General features: G+C 71.4%; 16 protein-coding genes. 5 read left to right on the top strand and 11 right to left on the bottom strand.

What is annotated here, in order from left to right; genetic code table 11:
• Positions 1 to 474: 474 nt before the first annotated feature.
• The 3 genes from ABZX11_RS31150 to ABZX11_RS31140 all read right to left on the bottom strand — a co-directional run bounded on the left by ABZX11_RS31150 (position 475) and on the right by ABZX11_RS31140 (position 4716).
• Positions 475 to 2031, bottom strand: coding sequence for an amidase (locus tag ABZX11_RS31150; protein ID WP_354919593.1), 1557 nt, complete (start codon positions 2029 to 2031; stop codon positions 475 to 477).
• Positions 2031 to 3374 (bottom strand): type I glutamate--ammonia ligase, encoded by a 1344-nt coding sequence (glnA, locus tag ABZX11_RS31145; protein WP_176172827.1) that lies wholly within the window; start codon positions 3372 to 3374, stop codon positions 2031 to 2033. The genes ABZX11_RS31150 and glnA overlap by 1 nt, the downstream gene beginning before the upstream one ends.
• Positions 3375 to 3435: 61 nt before the next feature.
• The gene (locus tag ABZX11_RS31140; protein ID WP_176172828.1) at positions 3436 to 4716 is read right to left on the bottom strand and encodes an MFS transporter; all 1281 of its coding nucleotides are present in this window, start codon (positions 4714 to 4716) and stop codon (positions 3436 to 3438) included.
• Between the two features lie 87 nt (positions 4717 to 4803).
• Between ABZX11_RS31140 and ABZX11_RS31135 the strand changes: the two genes are divergently transcribed.
• A complete protein-coding gene (locus tag ABZX11_RS31135; protein WP_354919589.1) occupies positions 4804 to 5418 on the top strand; it encodes an LppX_LprAFG lipoprotein in 615 nt (204 codons plus the stop codon).
• On the opposite strand, the gene ABZX11_RS31130 is transcribed toward ABZX11_RS31135, so the two are convergent.
• A complete protein-coding gene (locus ABZX11_RS31130) occupies positions 5419 to 6975 on the bottom strand; it encodes an alpha/beta hydrolase (RefSeq protein WP_176177927.1) in 1557 nt (518 codons plus the stop codon). It lies immediately after the preceding gene.
• Positions 6976 to 7130: 155 nt separating this feature from the next.
• On the opposite strand from ABZX11_RS31130, the gene secA2 reads away from it, so the two are divergent.
• A complete protein-coding gene (gene secA2 / locus ABZX11_RS31125; protein WP_176172830.1) occupies positions 7131 to 9470 on the top strand; it encodes an accessory Sec system translocase SecA2 in 2340 nt (779 codons plus the stop codon).
• Between the two features lie 103 nt (positions 9471 to 9573).
• On the top strand, positions 9574 to 11295 hold the full coding sequence (locus ABZX11_RS31120; RefSeq protein WP_176172831.1) for an NAD+ synthase: 1722 nt from the start codon (positions 9574 to 9576) through the stop codon (positions 11293 to 11295).
• On the opposite strand, the gene ABZX11_RS31115 is transcribed toward ABZX11_RS31120, so the two are convergent.
• Together ABZX11_RS31115 and ABZX11_RS31110 are read right to left on the bottom strand one after the other, a co-directional pair.
• Positions 11292 to 11906, bottom strand: a complete 615-nt coding sequence (locus ABZX11_RS31115) for a VOC family protein (protein WP_354919585.1) — start codon at positions 11904 to 11906, stop codon at positions 11292 to 11294. The genes ABZX11_RS31120 and ABZX11_RS31115 overlap by 4 nt on opposite strands.
• A 7-nt stretch (positions 11907 to 11913) precedes the next feature.
• A complete protein-coding gene (locus tag ABZX11_RS31110) occupies positions 11914 to 13251 on the bottom strand; it encodes a S8 family serine peptidase (protein WP_354919582.1) in 1338 nt (445 codons plus the stop codon).
• An 86-nt stretch (positions 13252 to 13337) separates the two neighbouring features.
• Between ABZX11_RS31110 and ABZX11_RS31105 the strand changes: the two genes are divergently transcribed.
• Positions 13338 to 13871, top strand: coding sequence for a methylated-DNA--[protein]-cysteine S-methyltransferase (locus tag ABZX11_RS31105; RefSeq protein ID WP_354919579.1), 534 nt, complete (start codon positions 13338 to 13340; stop codon positions 13869 to 13871).
• Between the two features lie 181 nt (positions 13872 to 14052).
• Here the strand turns inward: ABZX11_RS31105 and ABZX11_RS31100 are convergent, their stop codons facing one another.
• From ABZX11_RS31100 to lysX, 3 genes are all read right to left on the bottom strand, one after another.
• Entirely contained in the window at positions 14053 to 14643 is a 591-nt protein-coding gene (locus ABZX11_RS31100; RefSeq protein WP_176172834.1) for a DinB family protein, read from the bottom strand.
• Between the two features lie 71 nt (positions 14644 to 14714).
• Entirely contained in the window at positions 14715 to 15284 is a 570-nt protein-coding gene (locus ABZX11_RS31095; RefSeq protein ID WP_354919576.1) for a hypothetical protein, read from the bottom strand.
• Between the two features lie 63 nt (positions 15285 to 15347).
• Positions 15348 to 18671, bottom strand: coding sequence for a bifunctional lysylphosphatidylglycerol synthetase/lysine--tRNA ligase LysX (gene lysX / locus ABZX11_RS31090; RefSeq protein WP_354919573.1), 3324 nt, complete (start codon positions 18669 to 18671; stop codon positions 15348 to 15350).
• Positions 18672 to 18909: 238 nt separating this feature from the next.
• On the opposite strand from lysX, the gene panB reads away from it, so the two are divergent.
• The gene (panB, locus tag ABZX11_RS31085) at positions 18910 to 19773 is read left to right on the top strand and encodes a 3-methyl-2-oxobutanoate hydroxymethyltransferase (protein WP_354919570.1); all 864 of its coding nucleotides are present in this window, start codon (positions 18910 to 18912) and stop codon (positions 19771 to 19773) included.
• A 5-nt stretch (positions 19774 to 19778) separates the two neighbouring features.
• Here panB and ABZX11_RS31080 read toward each other — a convergent pair whose 3' ends face one another.
• Complete coding sequence (locus ABZX11_RS31080) at positions 19779 to 20630, bottom strand: cytochrome c oxidase assembly protein (protein WP_354919567.1); 852 nt, start codon at positions 20628 to 20630, stop codon at positions 19779 to 19781.
• A gap of 1 nt (position 20631) precedes the next feature.
• On the bottom strand, positions 20632 to 21561 hold the full coding sequence (locus ABZX11_RS31075; protein WP_176172838.1) for an undecaprenyl-diphosphate phosphatase: 930 nt from the start codon (positions 21559 to 21561) through the stop codon (positions 20632 to 20634).
• Positions 21562 to 21666 lie beyond the last annotated feature (105 nt).

Raw genomic sequence — 21666 nt, 5'->3', positions numbered from 1 at the left:
GCCAGCGTTCGTCCTGAGCCAGGATCAAACTCTCCAACAATGAATAGTTTAATCGAGGCAAATGTATTGCTCTCAAAGGAAACCCCGACGAGGGGGTTTCATATAAGCTCTACTGGCTTAGTTCACTAGCACACTGTTGAGTTCTCAAGCAACACACTCTGAATCCACCCGCCTTATCGGCGGCTAAATCCTCGGCAGTTGTTCCAAGCGATATTCACAAGCTTTTGGTCGAGCATGCCTCAGCCTACGGGTTTAGTCGTAGGGGGTCGGCGGCCGCTCGTGGGCCGACGCTGAACATTACCCGGTCCGATCCGCGGTGTCAACCCGCTCGTCCCGGCCTGGTCTCTTGGGGCTTGCGGCCCCGGTGTGACCCGGTGTTCCTGGCGACGAAGAGAAGATTACATGCCCCGGAACCGGGCCAAAACAGGGGGGTCACTTAACGGCATCGCCGCAGGTCAGAGTGCTTACGCACGGCTACGACGGCAGCGAGGGCAGGTACCGGGGCGGGACCCGCGCCGGAGCCGCCCGCGAGAAGTCCGCCGCCAACGCCAGCATCCGCGCGTCCGACCACCTCGCCCCCATGAACGAGATGCCCACGGGGAGAGGTCCGGCAAACCCGGCCGGCACGGTGACGTCCGGGTACCCGGCGACCGCGGCCGGGGTCGACGACGGGATCACGTCGTTGTCGCCCACCGCGCAGTCGGTCTTCCACGCCGGTGGGTTGGTCGGCGACGCGATCGCGTCCAGGTGGTGCGCGGAGAGGGTCTCGTCCAGCGACCGGCGGGCGAGGTCCGAAAGCTCCGCCCGGCCGGCGAGGTAGCCCGGGGCCGTCGGCGGCGGCGCGGCCAGTGCCTGCTCGAACAGCTCCTGCCCGGCGAAGCACGTCCGCTCCAGCGGGTCGGCGCGGTTGTAGGCGATCAGCTCGGCCAGGTTCCGCGGTCCGGACGGGCGGGTCGCCAGGTACGCGTCGATGTCCCGGTGGAACTCGGTCAGCAGGGCCGGGAACTCCAGCTCGAGCAGCCGGTCCTGGTAGGGCAACGCCACTTCGACGACCGTCGCACCCGCCTTGACCAGCGAGTTCCGCGCCGACGTCATGATCGCGTCGGTCGCCGGGCCGAGCACCGGCAGGCGCCACAGGCCGATCCGCGCGCCACGCAGCGCGCCCGGGCGGAGCAGCTTCGCGTAGTTCTCGGGCTGGTTCCGCGGATACTCCGCGGTCGCCGGATCGGCGGGGTCGCGACCTTGCAGGACCGACAGCGTCAAAGCCGCGTCGACGACGTTGCGGGCGATCGGGCCCGCGGTGTCCTGCTCGGCCGAGATCGGCACCACGCCGGTGCGGCTGACCAGGCCGAGGCTGGGTTTGTGGCCGACCGTCGCGGTCATGCCTGCGGGGCACACGATCGAGCCGTCGGTCTCGGAGCCGATCGCCACCTGGGCCAGCGACGCCGCCACCGCGGCCGCGGACCCGGCGGACGACCCGCACGGGTTGTGGTCCAGCACGTACGGGTTGTTCGTCTGCCCGCCGACACCCGACCAGCCGGACGTCGGCTTCGCGGCGCGGAAGTTCGCCCATTCGGAGAGGTTCGCCTTGCCGAGGATCACCGCGCCGGCGTCGCGCAGCCGGGTGATCAACGTGGCGTCCGCGGCCGGGTGGCTGCGCAAGGCGCGCGACCCGGCCGTCGTCCACTGGTCGCGCGTGTCGACGTTGTCCTTGACCAGCACCGGGATGCCGTCGAGCGGGCCACGCAGGTGGTGCGAGCGACGTCGCGCGTCACTGGCCGCGGCCTGCGCGAGCGCGGCCGGGTTGAGGGCCAGGACCGCGTTGACCTTACCGTCGATCCGGTGAATCCGGTCGAGGTAAGTGCTGGTCAGGCCCACGGCGGAGAGCCGGCCCGACGCCATCCGCGCCTGCAGCGCCGGGATGTCGGCGGAGTCGAGATCGAACCGCGGAGGAGCCGCGGCGACGGGCGCGGCGGGGACGAGCACGAGTGCGGCGGCCAGGATCGCGAGGAACACCGGCCGCCGCCCCATCAGAGCACCGGCAAGAGGGTGCGGAGTTCGTACGGGGTGACCGCGCTGCGGTAGTTGTCCCACTCCACCCGCTTGTTCCGGAGGAAGAAGTCGTAGACGTGCTCGCCGAGCGCTTCCGGCAGCAGTTCGGACTTCTCCATCTCCGACAGCGCTTCTCCCAGGTTCTGCGGCAGCTGCGAGTACCCGGCGGCGCGCCGCTCGGCGTCGCTGAGCTGCCAGATGTTGTCCTCGGCGGGCGGCGGCAGCTCGTAGCCCTTCTCGATCCCCTTCAGCCCGGCGGCCAGGATGACCGAGTACGCCAGGTACGGGTTGCACGCCGAGTCCAGGGTACGGATCTCCACCCGGCGGGATGACGCCTTTCCGGGTGAATACATCGGGACCCGGACGAGGGCCGAGCGGTTCGCGCGGCCCCACGAGACGGTCGTCGGGGCCTCACTGCCGCTGATCAGGCGTTTGTAGGAGTTGACCCACTGGTTCGTGACCGCGGAGATCTCCTTGGCGTGGTGCAGCACGCCGGCGACGAAGGCCTTGCCGGTCTCCGACAGCTCGTGCGGGTCCTCGGCGTCGTAGAAGGCGTTCCGGTCGCCCTCGAACAGGCTGACGTGCGTGTGCATGCCCGAGCCGGGCTGGTCGGTGAACGGCTTCGGCATGAAGGTCGCGCGCACGCCCTGGGTCAGCGCGACCTCCTTGACGACGTAGCGGAACGTCATCACGTTGTCGGCCATCGTCAGCGCATCGGCGTAGCGGAGGTCGATCTCCTGCTGGCCCGGTGCCCCTTCGTGGTGGCTGAACTCGACCGAGATGCCCATCGCTTCGAGCGTCTCGATGGCGTGCCGGCGGAAGTGCGTCGCGGTGGCGTGGCTCGCCTGGTCGAAGTAGCCGCCGTTGTCCGCGGGCTCCGGCTCGCTGCCGTCGTCGGGCATGGTCGAGAGCAGGAAGAACTCGATCTCGGGGTGGACGTAGCAGGTGAAGCCCGCTTCGGCCGCCTTCGACAGCTGGCGGCGCAGCACGTGCCGCGGGTCCGCCCAGGACGGTGAGCCGTCGGGCATCGCGATGTCGCAGAACATGCGCGCCGAGTACGGGCCGCCCTCGGGGGTCTCCCAGGGGAGGACCTGGAACGTCGACGGGTCGGGCTTGGCGACCATGTCCGATTCGTAGACGCGCGCGAAGCCCTCGATGGCCGAGCCGTCGAAGCCGATCCCGTCGTTGAAAGCGCCCTCGAGCTCGGCCGGCGCGACCGCGACGGACTTGAGGAACCCCAGCACATCGGTGAACCAGAGTCGGACGAAACGGATGTCGCGCTCCTCGAGCGTGCGGAGCACGAATTCCTGCTGGCGATCCATGGCCGCACCCTAACCACAGCGTGTTAACGGCATGTTTCACGACGCGCCGTGGCCGCGTAAGTCACGTTGCGAGTACCGGGACGGGTTTCTTCGCACGGGTGATGGCCAGGGAAGCGACCGACGCGATGACGGCCAGCACGGCCGCGGAGTACCAGGCCAGGTTGTAGTTCCCGAGCTGGTCGCGGACCAGGCCGGCGGCCGACGCGGCGAACGCGGCGCCGAGTTGGTGGCAGGCGAAGACCCAGCCGAACACGATCGGGCCGGCGTCGCCGAAGGCGCGGACGCAGAGAGCGACGGTCGGCGGGACCGTGGCCACCCAGTCGAGGCCGTAGAACAGGATGAACGCCCACATGCTCGGCTGCACGCTGTCGGTGAACAGCTGCGGCAGCAGCGCCAGGGAGAGCCCGCGCAGGGCGTAGTAGACGCCGAGCAGGACCCGCGGGTCGATCCGGTCGGTGAGCCAGCCGGAGAAGATCGTGCCGACGACGTCGAAGACACCGACCAGCGCGAGCAGGCTCGCCGCGGTCGTCTGCGGCATGCCGTGGTCGTGCGCGGCCGGGACGAAGTGGGTGCCGACCAGGCCGTTGGTCGTCGCGCCGCAGATCGCGAAGCCGACGGCGAGCAGCCAGAACGTGCGGGTGCGGGCGGCCTGGCCCAGCACGGACAGGGCGCGGCGGACCGAGCCGCTCTTCGGCGCCGGCCGCGCGACCTCGGTGCCGGCGGGCGCGCCGTAGGCCGTGGTGCCGACGTCGGCGGGGTGGTCGCGGATCACCAGCAGCACGACCGGGACGACGGCGAGCGCGGCGATCGCGATGACCAGCGACGCCGTCCGCCACCCCGACGTCACGGCCAGGTTGGCGATGAGCGGCAGGAAGATCAGCTGGCCGGTGGCGCCCGCGGCGGTCAGGACACCGGTGACGACGCCGCGGCGCTGCACGAACCACCGCGTCGCCACCATCGCGGCGAAACCCATGGCCATCGAGCCGGTGCCCAGCCCGACCAGCACGCCCCAGCAGAGCACGAGCTGCCAGCTCGCGGTCATGAACACCGTGCCCCCCGCGCCGAGGGCGATGACGGTCAGCGCCGTCGCCGAGACGCGCCGGATGCCGAACCGCTCCATCAACGCGGCCGCGAAGGGCGCGAAGAGGCCGAAGAGCACGAGGTTCACCGAGACGGCCGAGCTGATGGTGGTACGGGACCAGCCGAACTCTTCGTGCAGCGGGTCGATCAGGACGCCGGGGGCGGCGCGGAAGCCGGCGGAGGCGAGCAGCGCGACGAAGGCGGCGCCGGCGATCAGCCACGCGCGGTGCAGCTTCGGGGCAGGACGGGTCTCAACGGTCACCCAGGCAGTCTCACCGCGCGCGCGTGACGGCGGAAGTGGCCGGAAGGACATCATGCGCAAGATTCAGGCCATCAGTACTCTTCGGGGATGCGCCGCCTCGCCCTCTTGCTCGTGGTCTTGCTGACGGCCGGCTGCACCGGGTCACCCGACACGCGCGGGCCGTTCCCGGCGGGCGCCGACCTCGTCCGCGAGGCCGCGACGTCGTTCGCCGCGGTGCGGGGCGTGCACTTCGCCGCCGGTGTCAACGGCGTGCTGCCGGGCTTCCCGCTCCGCCAGATCGAGGGCGACGCGACCCTGGCCGACGGCGGCCACGCCACCGGCACCGCTGACGTCCAGGACGGGGACGGGCACACCAAGTTCCCGTTCGACGTGCACGACAGCCAGGAGCCGCCGTACCCCGTCACCGCGTTCCTCGGCCCGCAAGGCGGGCTGAAGCGGCTGCTCGACGGCGTGACCGACGCCAAGACCGAGGGCCGCGAGAACGTCGACGGCGCACCCGCGCTACGGGTTGCCGGGCGGGTGCCCGCCGCGGTGGCGCACAGCGTGCTCGCCGCCGTCGACGCCGACCTCAACGTCAAGGTCTGGGTCGCCGACGACGGCGGGCCGCGGCGCTTCGCTCGCCTCTGGGTCCAGATCCCGCCGCCGGACAACCACCTCAGCCCGGTGATGATCGAGCTGTCGCTGACCGAGCAGCAGTCCTAGCTACTGCCCCGAGCACCGCTTGCCGTCCGGCGGCACCGTGCCGTCGACCAGGTAGTCCGTGCCCGCCTCGTCCACGCACTTCACGCCCTGCAGGAACACCGTGTGCTGGGTGCCCTCGTAGGTGAGCAACGCGCCCTTCAGGCCCTTCGCGAGGTTGACGCCGGCCTGGTACGGCGTCGCCGGGTCGTTGGTCGTCGAGATGACCAGCGTCTTCGCCAGGCCTTCGACGTTCGGCACGTGCGGCTCGGACGTGTTCGGCACCGGCCAGAACGCGCACGCGTCACGAGCTGCCGACGCCGGGCGGCCGTCGTCGAGGAACGGCGCGACCTTCACGTACTCCTCCTGCGCCTTGAGGATGACGGCCGGGTCCGTGACGCGCGGGTCGTCGACGCAGCGGATCGCCGTGAAGGCGTCCTGGGTGGTGCCGTACCTGCCGTCCGAATCGCGCTCGTTGTAGATGTCGGCGAGCTTCTCCAGGGTCGCGCCGCGCTGCTGCTTCAGCTCGTTGAGGCCGCTGTTGAGGGTGTCCCAGAGGCTCTCCTGGTAGAGCGCCTGGATGACGCCGGTGGTGGCGTCCTCGTAGGAGAGCTTGCGGCCGTCGCCGACCGGCACCGGGAAGTCGATCAGCGGCCGGACCAGCTGCTGGAACGCCGTGACCGCGGTACCGGCGTCCGGGCCGAGCGCGCAGTCCTGCTGGGCGCTGCACCACTTCGCGAACTCGGTGAACGCCTTGCCGAAGCCCTGGCCCTGGGCGACCAGCGACTCGACGGCGTCCTGCTCGGGGTCGACCGCGCCGTCGAGGACCATCGCGCGGACGTTCTTCGGGAACGCCTCGGCGTAGGCCGACCCGATCCGGGTGCCGTAGGAGTAGCCCAGATAGGTGAGCTTTTCGTCGCCGAGGACCGAGCGGAGCACGTCCAGGTCCTTCACGACGTCGCGGGTGCCGACGTTGGCGAGCATCCCGGTGCCGTCGTCGGTGCGCTGGGCGCACTTGGCGGCGAAGTCCTTTTCCTGCGATTCCTGCTTGAGCACGCCGGCCGGCGAGCCGTCGGTCTCGCTGTCGTCGGCGCGGTCGGCGTCCCGCTCCCGATCGGTCAGGCAGTGGATGGCCGGCTGGCTCGCGCCGATCCCCCGCGGGTCGAATCCGACCAGGTCGAAGCGTTTGCCGAGGCCGGTGCTGGTCACCGGCTTGCCCAGCCCCGCGGCGGCGACCATGCCCGACGCGCCGGGGCCGCCCGGGTTGACCACCAGCGACCCGATCTTCTCGCCGGTCGCCTTGCGGCGGAGCAGGCCCAGGGTGATCGTGTCCCCCGCCGGCTTCGCGTAGTCCAGCGGCACGGTCAGCCGCGCGCACTGGACGTCTTTCGCCTGGAACGCCGATCGCGCATCTTCCGACGTCGCGTAAGGTGCGCAGTCGGCCCAGCTCAGGCTCTGGCCGTAGAACCGCTCCAGCCCGGCGGGCACCGGCCCGGACGGCGGGTGCGACTCGGTGGTCGGCGCGGGCGGCTCGGTCTTGCCGGAAGACGTGCACGCGGCCAGCGAGGCCGCGAGCAGCACGGACGTCGCGATCGCGGTGATCCGGCGACGATGGGACCTGGCGCTGGGATGAGGGAACACGGTTGGATCGTCCCATCCGGCCGCGGAACTCGAATGCACCACCGCCGCGTTGGGTGGTGGAGGCCGGTCGAGCGAGAGAGAACGGGAGACCAGGGGTGGCAGCACTGATCAGCCGGGTGGGCAAGAAGCTCCGCCGGATCATCCAGCGGCCGGGCAGCGTCGAGCTGACCCGCTACGAAGCACTGCTGCCCGCGGTCGAGAAGCTCGAACCCGAGCTCGAAAAGCTCTCCGACGAGGAGCTGACCGAGCGGGCGGGCAAGCTCCGCGAGACGCTGAAGGACACCGCGTTCGGCGACGAGCAGCTGATCGAGGTCTGCGCGCTGGGCCGCGAGGCCGCCAAGCGGGCGCTGGGCGAGCGCGCGTTCGACGTGCAGGTGCTGGGCACGATGGGCCTGCTCACCAAGCACGTCGTGCAGATGGAGACCGGTGAGGGCAAGACACTCGCGGGTGCGCTGGCCGCGGCCGGGTACGCCATCCGCGGAAAGCGCGTTCACGTCGTCACGGTCAACGACTACCTCGCCCGCCGCGACGCGGAGTGGATGGGCCCGGTGTACGCCCTGCTCGGCGTGTCGGTCGGCTGGGTCGAGCCGTCGCACTCGCGCGAAGAGCGTCGCGAGGCGTACGCCAAGGACGTCACGTACGGCGCGGTCGCCGAGATCGGCTTCGACGTGCTGCGGGACCGGCTGGTGACTTCGGTCGGCGACCTCGTCCAGCCCGACCCGGAGGTGGCGATCGTCGACGAGGCGGACTCGGTGCTGGTCGACGAGGCCCGCGTCCCGCTGGTGATGGCCGGCTCGATCGACCGCAGCGACGCCGACGAGGAGGTCGCCAAGATCGTCCGGCGGCTGCGGCTCAACCTGCACTACGAGACCGACAGCGAAGGCCGCAACGCCTGGCTGACCGACGCCGGCTCGTCCGTCGTCGCGAAGTCGCTCGGCCTCGAGGTCGACGACCTGTTCAACGAGCAGGCGTCGGACCGGCTGGCCGCCGTGAACGTCGCCCTGCACGCCCACGCGCTGCTCACCCGCGACGTCGACTACCTGGTCCGCGACGGCAAGGTCCAGCTGATCAACGCCGCCCGCGGCCGCGTCGCCGAGCTGCAGCGCTGGCCGGACGGCCTCCAGGCCGCCGTCGAGGCGAAGGAGCAGGTCACCGCGACCGACCGCGGCGAAATCCTGGACTCGATCACCGTCCAGGCGCTGCTCGCGCGGTACCCGGAGGTCGCAGGCATGACCGGTACCGCGGTCGCCGTCGCCGAGCAGCTGCGGGAGTTCTACGAGCTCGAGGTCGCGGTCATCCCGCCGAACACCCCGAACATCCGCGAGGACCTCGAAGACCGGGTCTTCGCTTCGCCGTCGCAGAAGCTGCGGGCGATCGAGGAGGAGATCCGCACGGTGCACGAGACCGGGCGGCCGATCCTCGTCGGCACCCAGGACGTCGCCGAGTCCGAAGAGCTGGCCGAGAAGCTGGCGAAGGTCGACCTCGAGTGCGTCGTGCTCAACGCGCGCAACGACGCCGAAGAGGCCGCGATCATCGCCGAGGCCGGCAAGAAGGGCGCGGTCACCGTGTCCACCCAGATGGCAGGCCGCGGTACCGACATCCGGCTGGGCGGCACCGACGGCGCCACCCGCGACGAGGTCGTCGAGCTCGGCGGGCTGCACGTCATCGGCACCGCGCGGTACCCGTCGAGCCGGCTCGACGGCCAGCTGCGCGGCCGCTCCGGCCGCCAGGGCGACCCCGGCAGCGCGATCTTCTTCGCGAGCCTGAACGACGAACTCGTGCTGTCGAACGCGCCGGACATCCCCGAGGGCATCGTCGACGACGAGGAGACCGGCGAGATCAAGGACCCGGCGGCCCTGCGGCAGCTCAACCACGCCCAGCGCGTCGCCGAAGGTGTCGACCTGGAGATCCACCGCAACACCTGGCGCTACACGCGGCTGATCGAGCGGCAGCGGCGTGACCTGCTGGTGCACCGCGACAAGGTGCTTCGCACCGCGTACGCGGCGGAGGTGCTGGAGAAGGCGCACCCGGAGAAGTTCAGCGAGCTCGAGGCGAAGCTCGACGACCGGGACAAACTGGAGCAGGTGTGCCGCGAGGTGCTGCTGTTCCACATCGACCAGCTGTGGTCGGACCACCTGGCGTACCTGACCGACGTCCGGGAGAGCATCCACCTGCGCGCCCTGGCCCGGGAGACGCCGCTGGACGAGTTCCACCGCGCGGCGATCCCGGAGTTCCACAAGATCATCGGCGAGGCCGACTCCCGGGCGGCGAAGACCCTCGAAGAGGCCGAGCTGACCGACGAGGGCATCGACCTCGGCGACGCCGGCGTCCGGCGCGCGAACACGACGTGGACCTACCTGGTGCACGACAACCCGTTCGATTCGGACTTCGAGCAGACCATCAAGAAGGTCCGCAGCATGATCAAGCGGAAGTAGCTCCCGTTCCCGGGAGGCCCCCGTCCGGTTCGCCGGGCGGGGGCCTTTCGATTTCCCCCACATTCGCTCGGCCTTCCGGGTGACGGTGGGACAGAATGGCGGCATGCCGCAACTGCGCATCGCGCTCGCCCAGGTCAACCCCACCGTCGGCGACCTCGACGGCAACGCCGAGCTGCACGTCGAGTGGACGCGGCGGGCCGCCGAAGCCGGCGCGCACGTCGTCGTCTTCCCCGAGATGTCCCTGACCGGCTACCCGATCGAGGACCTCTCGCTGCGCAAGACCTTCGCCGCCGCCTCGCGGCAGGGCGTCGAGGCGCTGGCGCGCCGGCTCGACGAAGCCGGCTGCGGCGAAGTGCTCACCTACATCGGCTACCTCGACCTCGACGAGGTCGGCCCGCGTGACGCCGCCGCGGCGCTCTACCGCGGCGAGGTCGTCGCCCGGCAGTTCAAGCACCACCTGCCCAACTACGGCGTCTTCGACGAGCACCGCTGGTTCAAGCCGGGCACCACGCTCGACGTCGTCCGGTTCCACGGGCTCGACATCGGCATGGTCATCTGCGAGGACCTCTGGCAGGACGGCGGGCCGATCTCGGCGCTGGGCCGGGCCGGCGTCGACCTCGTGGTGGCGCCGAACGCGTCGCCGTACGAGCGGTCGAAGGACGAGCAGCGGCTGCCGCTGATCGCCCGGCGCGCGGCCGAAGCGGGCGCGCCGCTGGTCTACACCAACCAGATCGGCGGCCAGGACGACCTCGTCTTCGACGGCGACTCGCTCGTCGTCGGCGCGGACGGCACGCTGCTGGCCCGTGCGCCGCAGTTCGTCGAACACCTGTCCGTGCTGGACATGGACCTGGTTGCGGGCGGGCACGCGGCCGACGGCGAGCTCGAGGGCCTGCACGTCCGGCGCCGGGTGCTGAGCGCGGACCCGCTGCCGGCGTACCCGGCGTCCGCCGAGCCGGTGATCAGCGAGCCGCTGTCCGACGAGGCCGAGGTGTGGCACGCGCTCGTCGTGGGGCTGCGGGACTACGTGCACAAGAACGGGTTCTCGTCGGTGACGTTCGGGTTCTCCGGCGGCATCGACTCGGCGGTCTGCGCGGCGCTGGCCGCGGACGCGCTGGGCGGCGACAACGTCTACGGCGTCTCGATGCCGTCGAAGTACTCGTCGGGGCACTCGAAGGACGACGCCGCCGACCTGGCGGAGCGGATCGGTGCGCACTACCGCGTCGAGCCGGTCGAGGACATGGTCCGGGTGTACGTCGACCAGCTGTCCCTGACCGGCCTGGCCGAGGAGAACATCCAGGCGCGCACGCGGGGCATGCTGCTCATGGCACTGTCCAACTTGGACGGTCACCTGGTGCTGGCCACCGGCAACAAGACCGAGCTCGCCGTCGGGTACTCGACGATCTACGGCGACGCGGTCGGCGCGTTCGCCCCGATCAAGGACGTGTTCAAGACGCACGTGTGGCAGCTGGCGCGGTGGCGCAACGCCGAAGCGGTGAAGAACGGCGAGACCCCGCCGATCCCGGAGAACTCGATCACCAAGCCGCCGTCGGCCGAGCTGCGGCCGGGCCAGGTGGACACCGACTCGCTGCCGGACTACGCGCTGCTGGACGACATCCTCGACGACTACGTCGAGGGCGACCGCGGGTACGCGGACCTGGTGTCCGCGGGCTTCGACCCGGAGACCATCGACCGCGTGGTGCGGATGGTCGACAAGGCCGAGTACAAGCGGCGCCAGTACCCGCCGGGCACGAAGATCACGTTCAAGGCGTTCGGCCGCGACCGGCGGCTGCCGATGACCAACCTGTGGCGCGAGGGCAAGGCCTAGCTCAACGCGACCTGGCGGCCGTCCGGAGTACGGAGGGCCGCCGTCAGGCCGGCTTTCTCCGCGCGGCGCACCAGGAACTCCAGGCCGAGCGCGTCCGTCGCCGTGTGGACGGATGCCGGGTCGGGGTGGGCGGCCGTCACCATCAGGAGCGGGATCTTCGGCAGGCCGCGCGTGGTCGGGTGCGGGGTGCTGCCCCAGTCGATGAGGAACGGGCGCAGGGTGCCCGGGGCGCTCGGCGGGGTCAGGCGCCAGTGCAGCGTTTCGCCGTCGCCGGTTTCGCGGGACATCTCCGTCGCGTCGCCCGGGTCGAAGCCGTGGGCGCGGGCCTTCGCGATCGTCGAGTCGATGTCCGTCGTGCGGACGGCCCAGGCGACCAGCGCGGGCTCGGTCAGCTCGTCGATGCCGAACGGCCGGGGCCCTTCCGGGTCCGGTTGCTCCGGGTCCGGGCCGATGACCTCCAGGTACATGCCCGCGCCGAGGTCGGCGAGGTGGTTGGCGGTGCCGACGCCGACGTGGCGGCCGCCGGGCGCGGGCGTGACGCCGGTGAGGGCGGCGACCCGGGCGACGGCGTCGGCGAGGTCCGGGCCGGCGTAGACGAGGTGATCGAGCACGGTCCCATCATCCCGCGCCGACGGCCCGCGCCGCATCGACCACGCCGTGGCCGTAGTAGGTGGTCCCTTGCTGGGTGGGTGCGCAGGTCGGGTCCGGGCAGGGTAGCGGCGTCGCCGTGGCGAAGAGGGCGCGTTTGATGCGCTCGGCGCTCCAGTGCGGGTGCTCGCTCGCGATCAGGGCGGCGACGCCGCTGACGTGCGGGGCGGCCATCGACGTTCCGCTCGCGGACCGGTATTCGCCGTTCGGCCAGGTCGACCAGACGCGCGCGCCGGGCGCGGCGAGGCTGATCCGGGACGCCGAGTAGTTGGAGAAGCTCGCCTTGACGAGCTTTTCGTCGAGTGCGCCGGTGCCGACGACGCCGGGCAGCTCGTGCGGCAGCCGGGTGCAGGTCGGGTCGATCCGGCGTTCCACCGGCGTGCTGTCGGCCGGGCTTTCCTTGTCCACCGAGCGGGTGTCGAGGTTGATCCCGGCGTTGCCGGCGGAGGCGACGACGAGGACGTTCCGGCGCTGGGCGTACGCGACCGCCCGGCCGACGGCGAGCTTCGCCGCGGCCTGGTCCGGCTGGTCGTCGCAGTTGTAGCGCCACGGGATCGAGCGATAGCTGTTGCTCGCCACCGCGAAGCCGTGCTCGGCGGCCCAGACGAACCCGCAGACCATGCTCTCGGCCGTCTCGGTGTCGTCGAGTTCGGCGAGCTTGACCGCGGCGATCTTGACGCCGGGGGCGACGCCGACGACGCCGGATCCGTTGCGGGCCGCGGCGATCGTGCCCGCGACGTGCGTTCCGTGGCCGTCGAGCGTCGGCCGCCAGGCGCCGGGGCCGCGGTCGGGCCAACCGGACAGGCAGGAGACGGAGTTCGCCCGGTCGAACGCCGGTTTCAGCTCCGGGTGGGTGTCGTCGACGCCGACGTCGAGGACACCGACGACCGTGCGCCGGCTGCCGTCGGTGATCTGGTGCGCTTCGGGCAGGTGCAGCGCCGGGACGTCCCACGCCGTGCCCTCCGGCGGGACCTGCCCGGAGTTCGGCGAATTAGGCCCGGTGTAGCGAAGGTCCTTGCGGGGTGCGAAGAACTCTCTCGGGATCTTCGCGGTGCGCGTCGCGCCGACGGCGTCGATGCCCGGCGTTTTCCGGAGCTTCGCGGCGAAGTCGTCCTTCGCGGTGTACGCGACGACGACGCCGATCTGCGGGTAGCTCGCGACGACCGTGCCACCGGCTTTCCGGACGGCGAATTCGGCCCAGCCCGTGTGGTGCGCGACGACGACGTGCGGCATGACCAGCGGGTCGGCGGCCGCCGGCGTCGCGAGCAGGCCCAACAGCAGCACCGTGGCCAGGATGATTCGCCGCACGCGTGTCCTCCTCGAAATCGCCCAAACCGAACTTAGCGATCATTCGCGGCGGGGCGGTACCCCTCTTCGGTCGTAGGCTGGACGCCATGACGACGGGGTTCACGGTGTTCGAGACGGCGATCGGCGCGTGCGGGCTCGCCTGGCGCGGCGACGTCGTGATCGGGACGTCGCTGCCCGAGGGCAGCCGGGAGCGGACCCGGGCGTGGCTGCTCCGGCGGTTCCCGGACGCCGTCGAGGGGACGCCGCCGGCGCCGGTGCGGGAGGCCGTGGCCGGGATCGTGGCGTTGCTGGGCGGGACGCGTCAGGACCTGGCTTCGGTGCCGCTGGACTTCTCGGGCGTGCCGGAGTTCAACCGGCGCGCGTACGAAGTGGCCAGGACGATCCCGCCGGGCAAGACCCTGACCTACGGCGACATCGCCCACCGGCTCGGGCAGCCGGGCTCGGCCCAGGCCGTCGGGCAGGCGATGGGGCACAACCCGTTCCCGATCATCGTTCCCTGCCACCGGGTTCTGGCGGCCGGCGGCAAGGACGGCGGGTTCTCGGCGCGCGGCGGTGTCGGGACGAAACGCCGGATGCTCGTGATCGAGGGCGCGCTGGCGGACGAGCCGACGCTGTTTTAGACCTCCTTCGCTGTGCTCGGCGGGGCATCACGCGTGACTGGGCAGGCATCACGCGTGATTGGCGGGGCATCACGCGTGATTGAAGGGTCGACTCGCGTGATTGAGGGGTCGACTCGCGTACCTGAAGGGTCGACTCGCGTACCTGGATGGACGACTCGCGTGCCTGGAGGGTCGGGTGGGGTCAGGCGGGTTGGGACTGGGGGGTCCAGGGCTTGATCCAGGGGGACTCGGGCCAGCCCTCGGCCGCGGCCATCAGGGGGAAGGCCGTGCCGCCGTCGATGTGCTCGCGGATGATGTCCGCGTGGCCCGCGTGGCGGGCCGTCTCCTGGATCAGGTGGAGCAGGACCCAGCGGACCGACCACGCCTCGACGTCCTGCGGGAACCACGGGACGCCCTTCGGCACCGGGACCGGCTTGCCGAGGTCGTCGATGCCCGCGATCACCTCGGCCGTGCGCGCGGCCACCTCGTCGTAGCGGGCCAGCACGCCCGCCAGGGTCTCGTCCTCGCGCAGGCGGTGGGCGTCCTCGTACTCCGCCATCGCCTCCGCGAACGGCTTCTGCGGCACCTGCAGCACCGTGTCCATCCAGCCGTACTCGGTGCTCGCGACGTGCTTGATCAGCCCGCCCACCGACAGCGTGCTCTTCGTCGAGGCGAGCCTCGCCTGCTCGTCGGTCAGCCCGTGGGCCGCCAGTTTGAGGACGTACCGCTGTTGCTCCAGGAAGCTCAGCAGCCCGTCACGCTCGTCGGCCACCGGGCGCACGTTCCCAGCCATGTCGATCCTTCCGCTCGGAATCACTTGCGGCGATCGTGCCACCCACCACCGACAATTTCGGGCGGATGCCGCTACCGGTGTGCGTGCCGCGGGGCCGGCTTGACGAAGGCGTACACCCCGCCGGTGCCGTACAGGGCCGCGCGGACCAGCAGCTGGAGCCGCGTGAAGACACCTTCGCAGGTGTCGAACTGCCGGGCGAGCACCACGGCCAGCCAGGTCGCCAGCACCAGGATCAGCCCGGTGACCGCGAGCGCGCGCCAGCCCGGCGGCCACCACAGGATCAGGCTGATCACCCCGGCCAGCAGGACGACGCTGAGCAGCGGCGACAGCACGTCGCTGCGCTCGGGGTAGGCGGCCTGCACCAGCACGAGCACGCCGAACGCGCTCACCGAGATCGAGCTGAGCCGCGCCGACCACTGGACCGGCCCGAGCCGGTGCAGCGGTGGCCCGGCGAGCACGAACGCGACCCCGGAGACGGCGAGCAGGACGCGGAACACCGGCGGCCCGGTCACCAGCAGCGCCTCGACCGGGTCCCGCACCGGGGAGACGCCGGTGGGCAGGAAGAACTCCAGCAGCCAGCCCGAATACCCGAGGACGGCCAGTCCCATCAGGAGGGCCGAGGCGATCCGAGCCGTGCGCACGAGGCAGAGCGTAAGCGACGAGCCGCGTCCAGGCCCGTCGCGGTGACCAGGTCCACCTAGTCGTTACGCCTGTGGCCGGACGAAGGGGAACAGGACCGTCTGGCGGATCGACGCGCCGGTCAGCATCATCAGCAGCCGGTCGACGCCGAGCCCGAGCCCGCCGGTCGGCGGCATGCCGTGCTCCAGGGCGAGCAGGAAGTCCTCGTCCAGTTCCATCGCTTCGACGTCGCCGCTGGCCGCGCGCAGCGACTGCGCCTCGAGCCGTCGGCGCTGCTCGATCGGGTCGGTCAGCTCCGTGTAGGCCGTGCCGACCTCGGAACCGAACGCGATCAGGTCCCAGCGCTCGGCCAGCCGCGGGTCCGCCCGGTGCTGGCGGGTCAGCGGCGAGACGTCGGTCGGGTAGTCGGTGTAGAAGGTCGGCAGTACGGTCGCGCCCTCGACGAGGTGCTCGAAGGCCTTGAGCACCAGGTCGCCGTGGCTCGGGTCCTCCCCCACCGGCACGCCGGCGGCCACGCACAGGCGGCGCAGGTCGGCCACCGGCGTCCCCGAGTCGATCTGTTCGCCGAAGACCGCCGACACGGCTTCGTGCACCGGGACGACCGGCCAGTCGCCGGAGATGTCGTGCTCGACGACCCGCCCGTCCGCGTCCGGCCGCCGCACGACCTGGGCGCCGTACGCCGCTTCGGCCGCGTGCTGCACGAGCTCGCGGGTCAGCGTCCGCATCGTGTCGTAGTCCGCGTACGCCTGGTACGCCTCGAGCATCGTGAACTCGGGGTTGTGCGTGGCGTCGACGCCTTCGTTGCGGAAGTTGCGGTTGAGCTCGAAGACGCGCTCGACGCCCGCCACGCACAGCCGCTTGAGGTACAGCTCGGGCGCGATGCGCAGGTACATCCGCATGTCGTAGGCGTTGATGTGGGTGACGAACGGCCGGGCGTTGGCACCGCCGTGGACCGTCTGCAGCATCGGCGTCTCGACTTCGAGGTAGTCGGCGTGGTGCAGGCGTTCGCGCACCGCGCGGACGACGGTCGAGCGCAGCCGCAGCATGTTCGTCGAGTCCGGGTTGACCGCCAGGTCGAGGTAGCGCTGGCGGACCCGCGTCTCCGGGTCGGTGAGGCCCTTCCGCTTGTCCGGCAACGGGTGCAGGCACTTCGCGGTGACCGTCCACTCGTCGACGAGCACCGAGAGCTCGCCCCGCTTGGACGTCACGACCTGGCCGGCGACGCCGACGTGGTCGCCGAGGTCGACGCCGGTGCGCCAGCGGTCGAGGTCCAGCTCGCCCGCCTCCAGCATCAGCTGGATCTCGCCGCTGAAGTCCTTGACCCGGGCGAAGCACAGGCCACCGAGGATGCGCAGGTTCAGCACCCGCCCGGCGATCCGGACCCGGTGCCCGGTGGTGGTGTCCGGGGCCAGGCCGGCGAACTTCCGGACGACGTCGCCGATGTGGTCCTCGCGCCGGAACCCGACCGGGTACGGGTCGATGCCCGCCTCGCGCAGCTTGTCGAGCTTGGCGATGCGGACGCGGACCTGCTCGGGCCGCCGCACGGTCTTCGGGGCCGGTGCCGCCGCCGACTCCTCGATCTCCCTGACCCGGGCGACGAACTCCGGGCTGACCGTCTCCAGCCGCAGCGACCGCGCCCGTCCGGTCGGGACGAACCCTTCGAGCGCGCCCGCCACGATGCCCACGCGCGGCAGCCGCCGGGCCGAGGAGTAGCAGAGGAACCGCGGCTCCCAGTCCGGCCCGTACTTGGCGTTGGACCGGTACAGCGACTCCAGCTGGAAGAACCGGGAGAACACGCTCAGGATCCCGCGCCAGGCCCGCAGCACCGGGCCCGCGCCGATCCGCTCGCCCTCGGAGAACACCGCGCGGAACATCGCGAAGTTGAGCGAAATCCGCTGCGCGCCGAGGTGCTGCGCGGCCGCGACGGTCTCGGCGATCATGTACTCGTTGAGGCCGTTCTCGGCGTCGCGGTCGCGGCGCATGAGGTCCAGCGAGAGCCCGCGGCGGCCCCACGGGACGAAGGACAGCAGCCCGCGCAGGTCGCCGTGGGCGTCGTAGGCCTCGACCATCACGCTGCGGCCGTCACTGGCGTCGCCGAGGCGGCCCAGCGCCATCGAGAAGCCGCGCTCGGTCTCCGCGCCGCGCCAGGCCTGGGCCCGCCAGAGCAGTTCGGTCATCTCGGCGTCGGGGATCTCGCCGTGGCGGCGCACGCGCGAGGTGTACCCGGCCCGCTGGATGCGCTTGACGGCCTGGCGCACCGACCGCCGCTCCGGCCCGGCCAGGCTGAACTCGCGGACGTCGAGCACGGCTTCGTCGCCGATCTCCAGCGCGCGCAGGCCCGCCCCGGTGTACGCCTTCGCGCCGCGCTCGCTCGCCCCGAGCACGCCCGGGGTCCAGCCGTACGTGCGCGTCTCGTCGAGCCACGCGCGGACCGCGTCGGGCCAGGCCTCCGGGTCGCCGACCGGGTCGGCGCTGGCGACGCTGGTGCCGCCGAGGACGCGGTAGGTGACCGCCGCGCGGCCGTTCGGCGCGAAGACGACGCTCTTGTCGCGCCGGGTGGCGAAGTAGCCGAGGGAGTCGTCCTCGCCGTGCTCGGCGAGCAGCCGGCGCAGGCGGAGCTCGTCTTCGTCGGTGCGCAGGGCACGGCTGCGCACCCCGCGGAAGAGCAGGTACAGCGCCGCGGTGGCGACCGCGGTCGCGCTGAGGTCGAGGAAGAGGTCCAGCCAGCCGGGGCCCTCGCCGACGCCGATCCGGCGCAGCTGCAGGTTCTCACCGGTGGCGTGGTTGACGACCCAGGCGAAGCGCTCCCACGTGTCGCCCAGGTGGCCGGGGAACGCCTCGGCGAGCCCCCAGCCGACCAGGATGACCACGGCGAAACCGCCGAAGAGCATGCTCAGGCCGTCACGCCAGGCGCTCGGCGCGAGCCGGGCCGGGAACGCCGGGCGCAGCGCGAGCAGCAACACGATCAGGCCGATCGAAACGACGTCGGCGAGGGTCAGCACCCACAGCTGGGCGGGGATGTGCCGGACCTGCTTGGGACCGAGCGTCAGCAGTTCGGGTGACCACAGCAGCGTCGCCTGCAGCCCCAGGGTGAGCAGCAGGCCGCCGACCTGGAACAGCACCAGCGTGTACAGCGCGGCCTTCTTGCGGCGGCGCAGGGCGCCCCCGAGCACGACCAGCAGCAGCACCATGACCAGGCTCTCGCTGGTCGGCACGCTCAGTCCGGAGAAGGCCATGTCGATGCCGTTGAGCAGGCGGCCGTGCGCGCCGCCGGTCAGCAGCAGGATCACCGAGAACACCGCGGCCAGCTGGACCACGGTCGCGACGATGCCGCCCGCCTTCGCCTTCCAGGCGGGGAGGCGACGGCGCGAGCTCGCGAGGTTTCCCATGGGTGGTTTCGTCGCCTTTCACGGCCGATCGGTGGTCATGCCCTCTTCTTGACGTAAGTGAACCCGCCTTGGTTGTCCCCGGACATCAACCTGAAGGCTGACGGGCCGTCGTCCTCGGGGGTGTGAAGCTGGTCGCAGGCGGTTGGGACCGGTACCGGGCCGTGTCACTCTGTGAGACGCCTCTGCTCCACGACCCGGGGACCTCACCGAGGCCTCGAGGGAAGGACGGTCGACGACGATGTCTGCCAGCGCCGAAGAACCCGCCCCCTACGGCACCGGACCCGCCGCCAAGCCGGCGCCGGGCCGGAAGGTCCGCGTCCACCACCTGCGTGAGCTCAAGGAACGCGGCGAACCGTGGCCCATGCTCACCGCCTACGACATGTACACCGCCGCGCTGTTCGACGAGGCCGGGATCCCCGTGCTGCTCGTCGGCGACTCCGCGGCCAACAACGTCTTCGGCTACGACACCTCGCTGCCGGTGACGGTCGACGAGCTGCTGCCGCTGGTCCGGGCGGTCACCCGGTCGGTCAAGCGGGCCCTCGTGGTCGCCGACCTGCCGTTCGGCTCCTACCAGCTCTCGCCGCAGCAGGCGCTGGAAACCTCGGTGCGGTTCATGAAAGAGGGCCGCGCGCACGCCGTCAAGCTCGAAGGCGGACGGCGGTTCGCCGCGCACGTCGAGGCGCTGACCTCGGCCGGCGTGCCGGTGATGGGCCACATCGGCTTCACCCCGCAGAGTGAACACAACCTCGGCGGCTACCGGGTGCAGGGGCGCGGCGAAGCGGCGGACGTGCTGCTCGCCGACGCGCTGGCGCTGCAGGAGGCCGGGGCGTTCGCGGTGGTGATGGAGATGGTGCCCGCCGAGGCCGCCAAGCGCGTCACGGCGGAGCTGAAGATCCCGACGGTCGGCATCGGCGCCGGCCCGGACTGCGACGCGCAGGTGCTCGTCTGGCAGGACATGGCCGGGCTGCGGCGGGGCAAGGCGCCGCGGTTCGTCAAGCGCTACGCCGACGTCGCCACGGTGCTGCAGGACGCGGCCACGGCGTTCGCCGAGGACGTCCGGCGCGGGGAGTTCCCGGCGCCGGAGCACGCGTTCCACGACTGAGCGCGTCACCGGCGCTTGAACCGTTCCGCGAGCGCCGGGTCGTTCTCCCACCACAGGCCGGTCGGCGGCGCCTCGTCCAGCTGGCCGTCGATCTGCTTAGCCCGCCGTTCGTCGTCGCGGGCCCACCGCACGAACAACGCGACGACGAACGGCAGGCCGGCGACGTCGCCGCCGATCCACAGCACGCCCGCGCCGATGATCTGGTCGGTCCGCGGGTCGGGGCCCCACCCGGGGTGCGCGGCCGCGTAGTGCGCCGGGGCGAGCAGCGGCCCGAGCCACAGGACCAGGCCGAGCGCGCCGTCGAAGATCACCTCGGCGAAGGCGATCCACACCGAGACCAGGTGCGGGTCCTCCCGGGGTGTCGGGTCGAGGCCCAGTCGCGTCCAGAAGTACGTGAAGCCTGCCAGCAGGAGCACCAGCCGGACCAGGCCGTCGACGACGGCCGAGCGCAGTGTGAGGTCGTACAGCGGGGTCAGGTAGAGCACGAGCACCGGGGCGATCAGGACGACCGTGACGACCGGCGGGAACGTCAGCGCGCGGGCCAGCGGACCGCGGCCGTGCCGGCGCAGCCATCCCGCTCGCGGGAAGCCGGCCAGCAGCAGCCGGATGGGCGAGCCCAGCGCCAGCAGCAGCGGCGTGATCATCAGCAGCGTGACCGTCTGGACCGCACGGACCCAGAAGAACGTCCGGTCGTAAACCGCCAGGGGCGAGCAGGTGACCACCAGGACGGTCGCGAGCCCGGCGAGGAACGCCGTGGTGCGGCCCGGTGGCCAGCCGCGGCCGCGGGCGCCGAGGACGTACAGCGTGCCCGCGGCGAGCACGCCGAGGACCGCCGGAGCGTCGAACGTCAGCGGCATGTCAGACCGCGAAGAAGAGCAAGCTGCCGATTCCGGCGACCACGCAGTAAATGGCGAACGGGGTCAGCGTGCGGGTCTCGAAGTACCCGGTGAGGAACCGGACGGAAATGTACGAAGCGACCCCGGCGACGACGCTGCCGACGAGCGCGGGGCCGAGCGAAGCGTGGTTTTCGGGTGCGAACAGCGTCGGCATCTTCAGCACGCCCGCGGCGAGGATCACCGGTGTGGCGAGCAGGAACGCGAACCGCGCCGCGTCCTCGTGGCCCAGCCCGCGGCGCAGGCCGGCGACCATCGTGATGCCCGAGCGGCTGATGCCCGGCAGCAGCGCGAGGATCTGCGCGGCGCCGATCAGCACCGCCTCGCCGACGCGCAGCTTCGCCAGCCGGACGTCGGTCGCCTCCTCGACGCTGATCGCCCGCATCACCATGGTGTCTTCGGCCGAAAAGTCCACTGTGTCCTCTTCCGCAGCGGCCTTGCTCGGCCGGGAGAACTTCTCGGCCGCGTAGAGGACACCGCCGTTGAGCGCGAGGAAGATCGCCGCCGGCACCGGCTTGCCGAGGTGGTCGCGCAGCAGGCCCTCGAAGAGCAGGCCGGCCAGCCCGACCGGGATGGTGGCGAGCACCAGCAGCCACGCGAGCCGCTGGTCCGGCGTGCGCACTTCGCGGTGGCGGATCGAGGTCCACAGGCCGCCGATGATCCGCACCCAGTCCTTGCGGAAGAACAGGACCAGCGCGAGCGCGGTGGCGACGTGCATCGCCACCAGCACCGCGAGGTACGGCGAGTCCTTCCCGATGCTCAGGTCCCGCTGCCACGAGCCGCCGAGCCAGGCCGGCAGCAGGATGCTGTGGCCGAGACTGGACACCGGAAACAATTCCGACACCCCCTGCAGTGCCCCGACGACAATTGCCTCGAAATAGGTCACCGCAGACATTCCGTACCCCTTTTTGCCGAATCCCGACACCGGAAAGTACCCGCTCTTTCGTTAGCCCCCGGCAAGGGGGACGAGCGCACTCAGCGTCGTCACAGCTGACGTTCA

Origin of the sequence: Amycolatopsis sp. NPDC004169, from assembly GCF_040610315.1 — a bacterium.
Classification (GTDB): Bacteria; Actinomycetota; Actinomycetes; order Mycobacteriales; family Pseudonocardiaceae; genus Amycolatopsis.
The sequence above is the reverse complement of the archived record's forward strand: the minus strand, read 5'-3'. Positions and strand labels throughout refer to the sequence as shown.

Coding starts and splice junctions, on each gene's coding strand:
- lysX (WP_354919573.1), bottom strand. CDS start 18,671: ATGGGAAACCTCGCGAGCTCGCGCCGTCGCCTCCCCGCCTGGAAGGCG.
- panB (WP_354919570.1), top strand. CDS start 18,910: ATGTCTGCCAGCGCCGAAGAACCCGCCCCCTACGGCACCGGACCCGCC.
- ABZX11_RS31080 (WP_354919567.1), bottom strand. CDS start 20,630: ATGCCGCTGACGTTCGACGCTCCGGCGGTCCTCGGCGTGCTCGCCGCG.
- ABZX11_RS31075 (WP_176172838.1), bottom strand. CDS start 21,561: ATGTCTGCGGTGACCTATTTCGAGGCAATTGTCGTCGGGGCACTGCAG.
- ABZX11_RS31105 (WP_354919579.1), top strand. CDS start 13,338: ATGACGACGGGGTTCACGGTGTTCGAGACGGCGATCGGCGCGTGCGGG.
- ABZX11_RS31120 (WP_176172831.1), top strand. CDS start 9,574: ATGCCGCAACTGCGCATCGCGCTCGCCCAGGTCAACCCCACCGTCGGC.
- ABZX11_RS31150 (WP_354919593.1), bottom strand. CDS start 2,031: ATGGGGCGGCGGCCGGTGTTCCTCGCGATCCTGGCCGCCGCACTCGTG.
- ABZX11_RS31135 (WP_354919589.1), top strand. CDS start 4,804: ATGCGCCGCCTCGCCCTCTTGCTCGTGGTCTTGCTGACGGCCGGCTGC.
- ABZX11_RS31100 (WP_176172834.1), bottom strand. CDS start 14,643: ATGGCTGGGAACGTGCGCCCGGTGGCCGACGAGCGTGACGGGCTGCTG.
- glnA (WP_176172827.1), bottom strand. CDS start 3,374: ATGGATCGCCAGCAGGAATTCGTGCTCCGCACGCTCGAGGAGCGCGAC.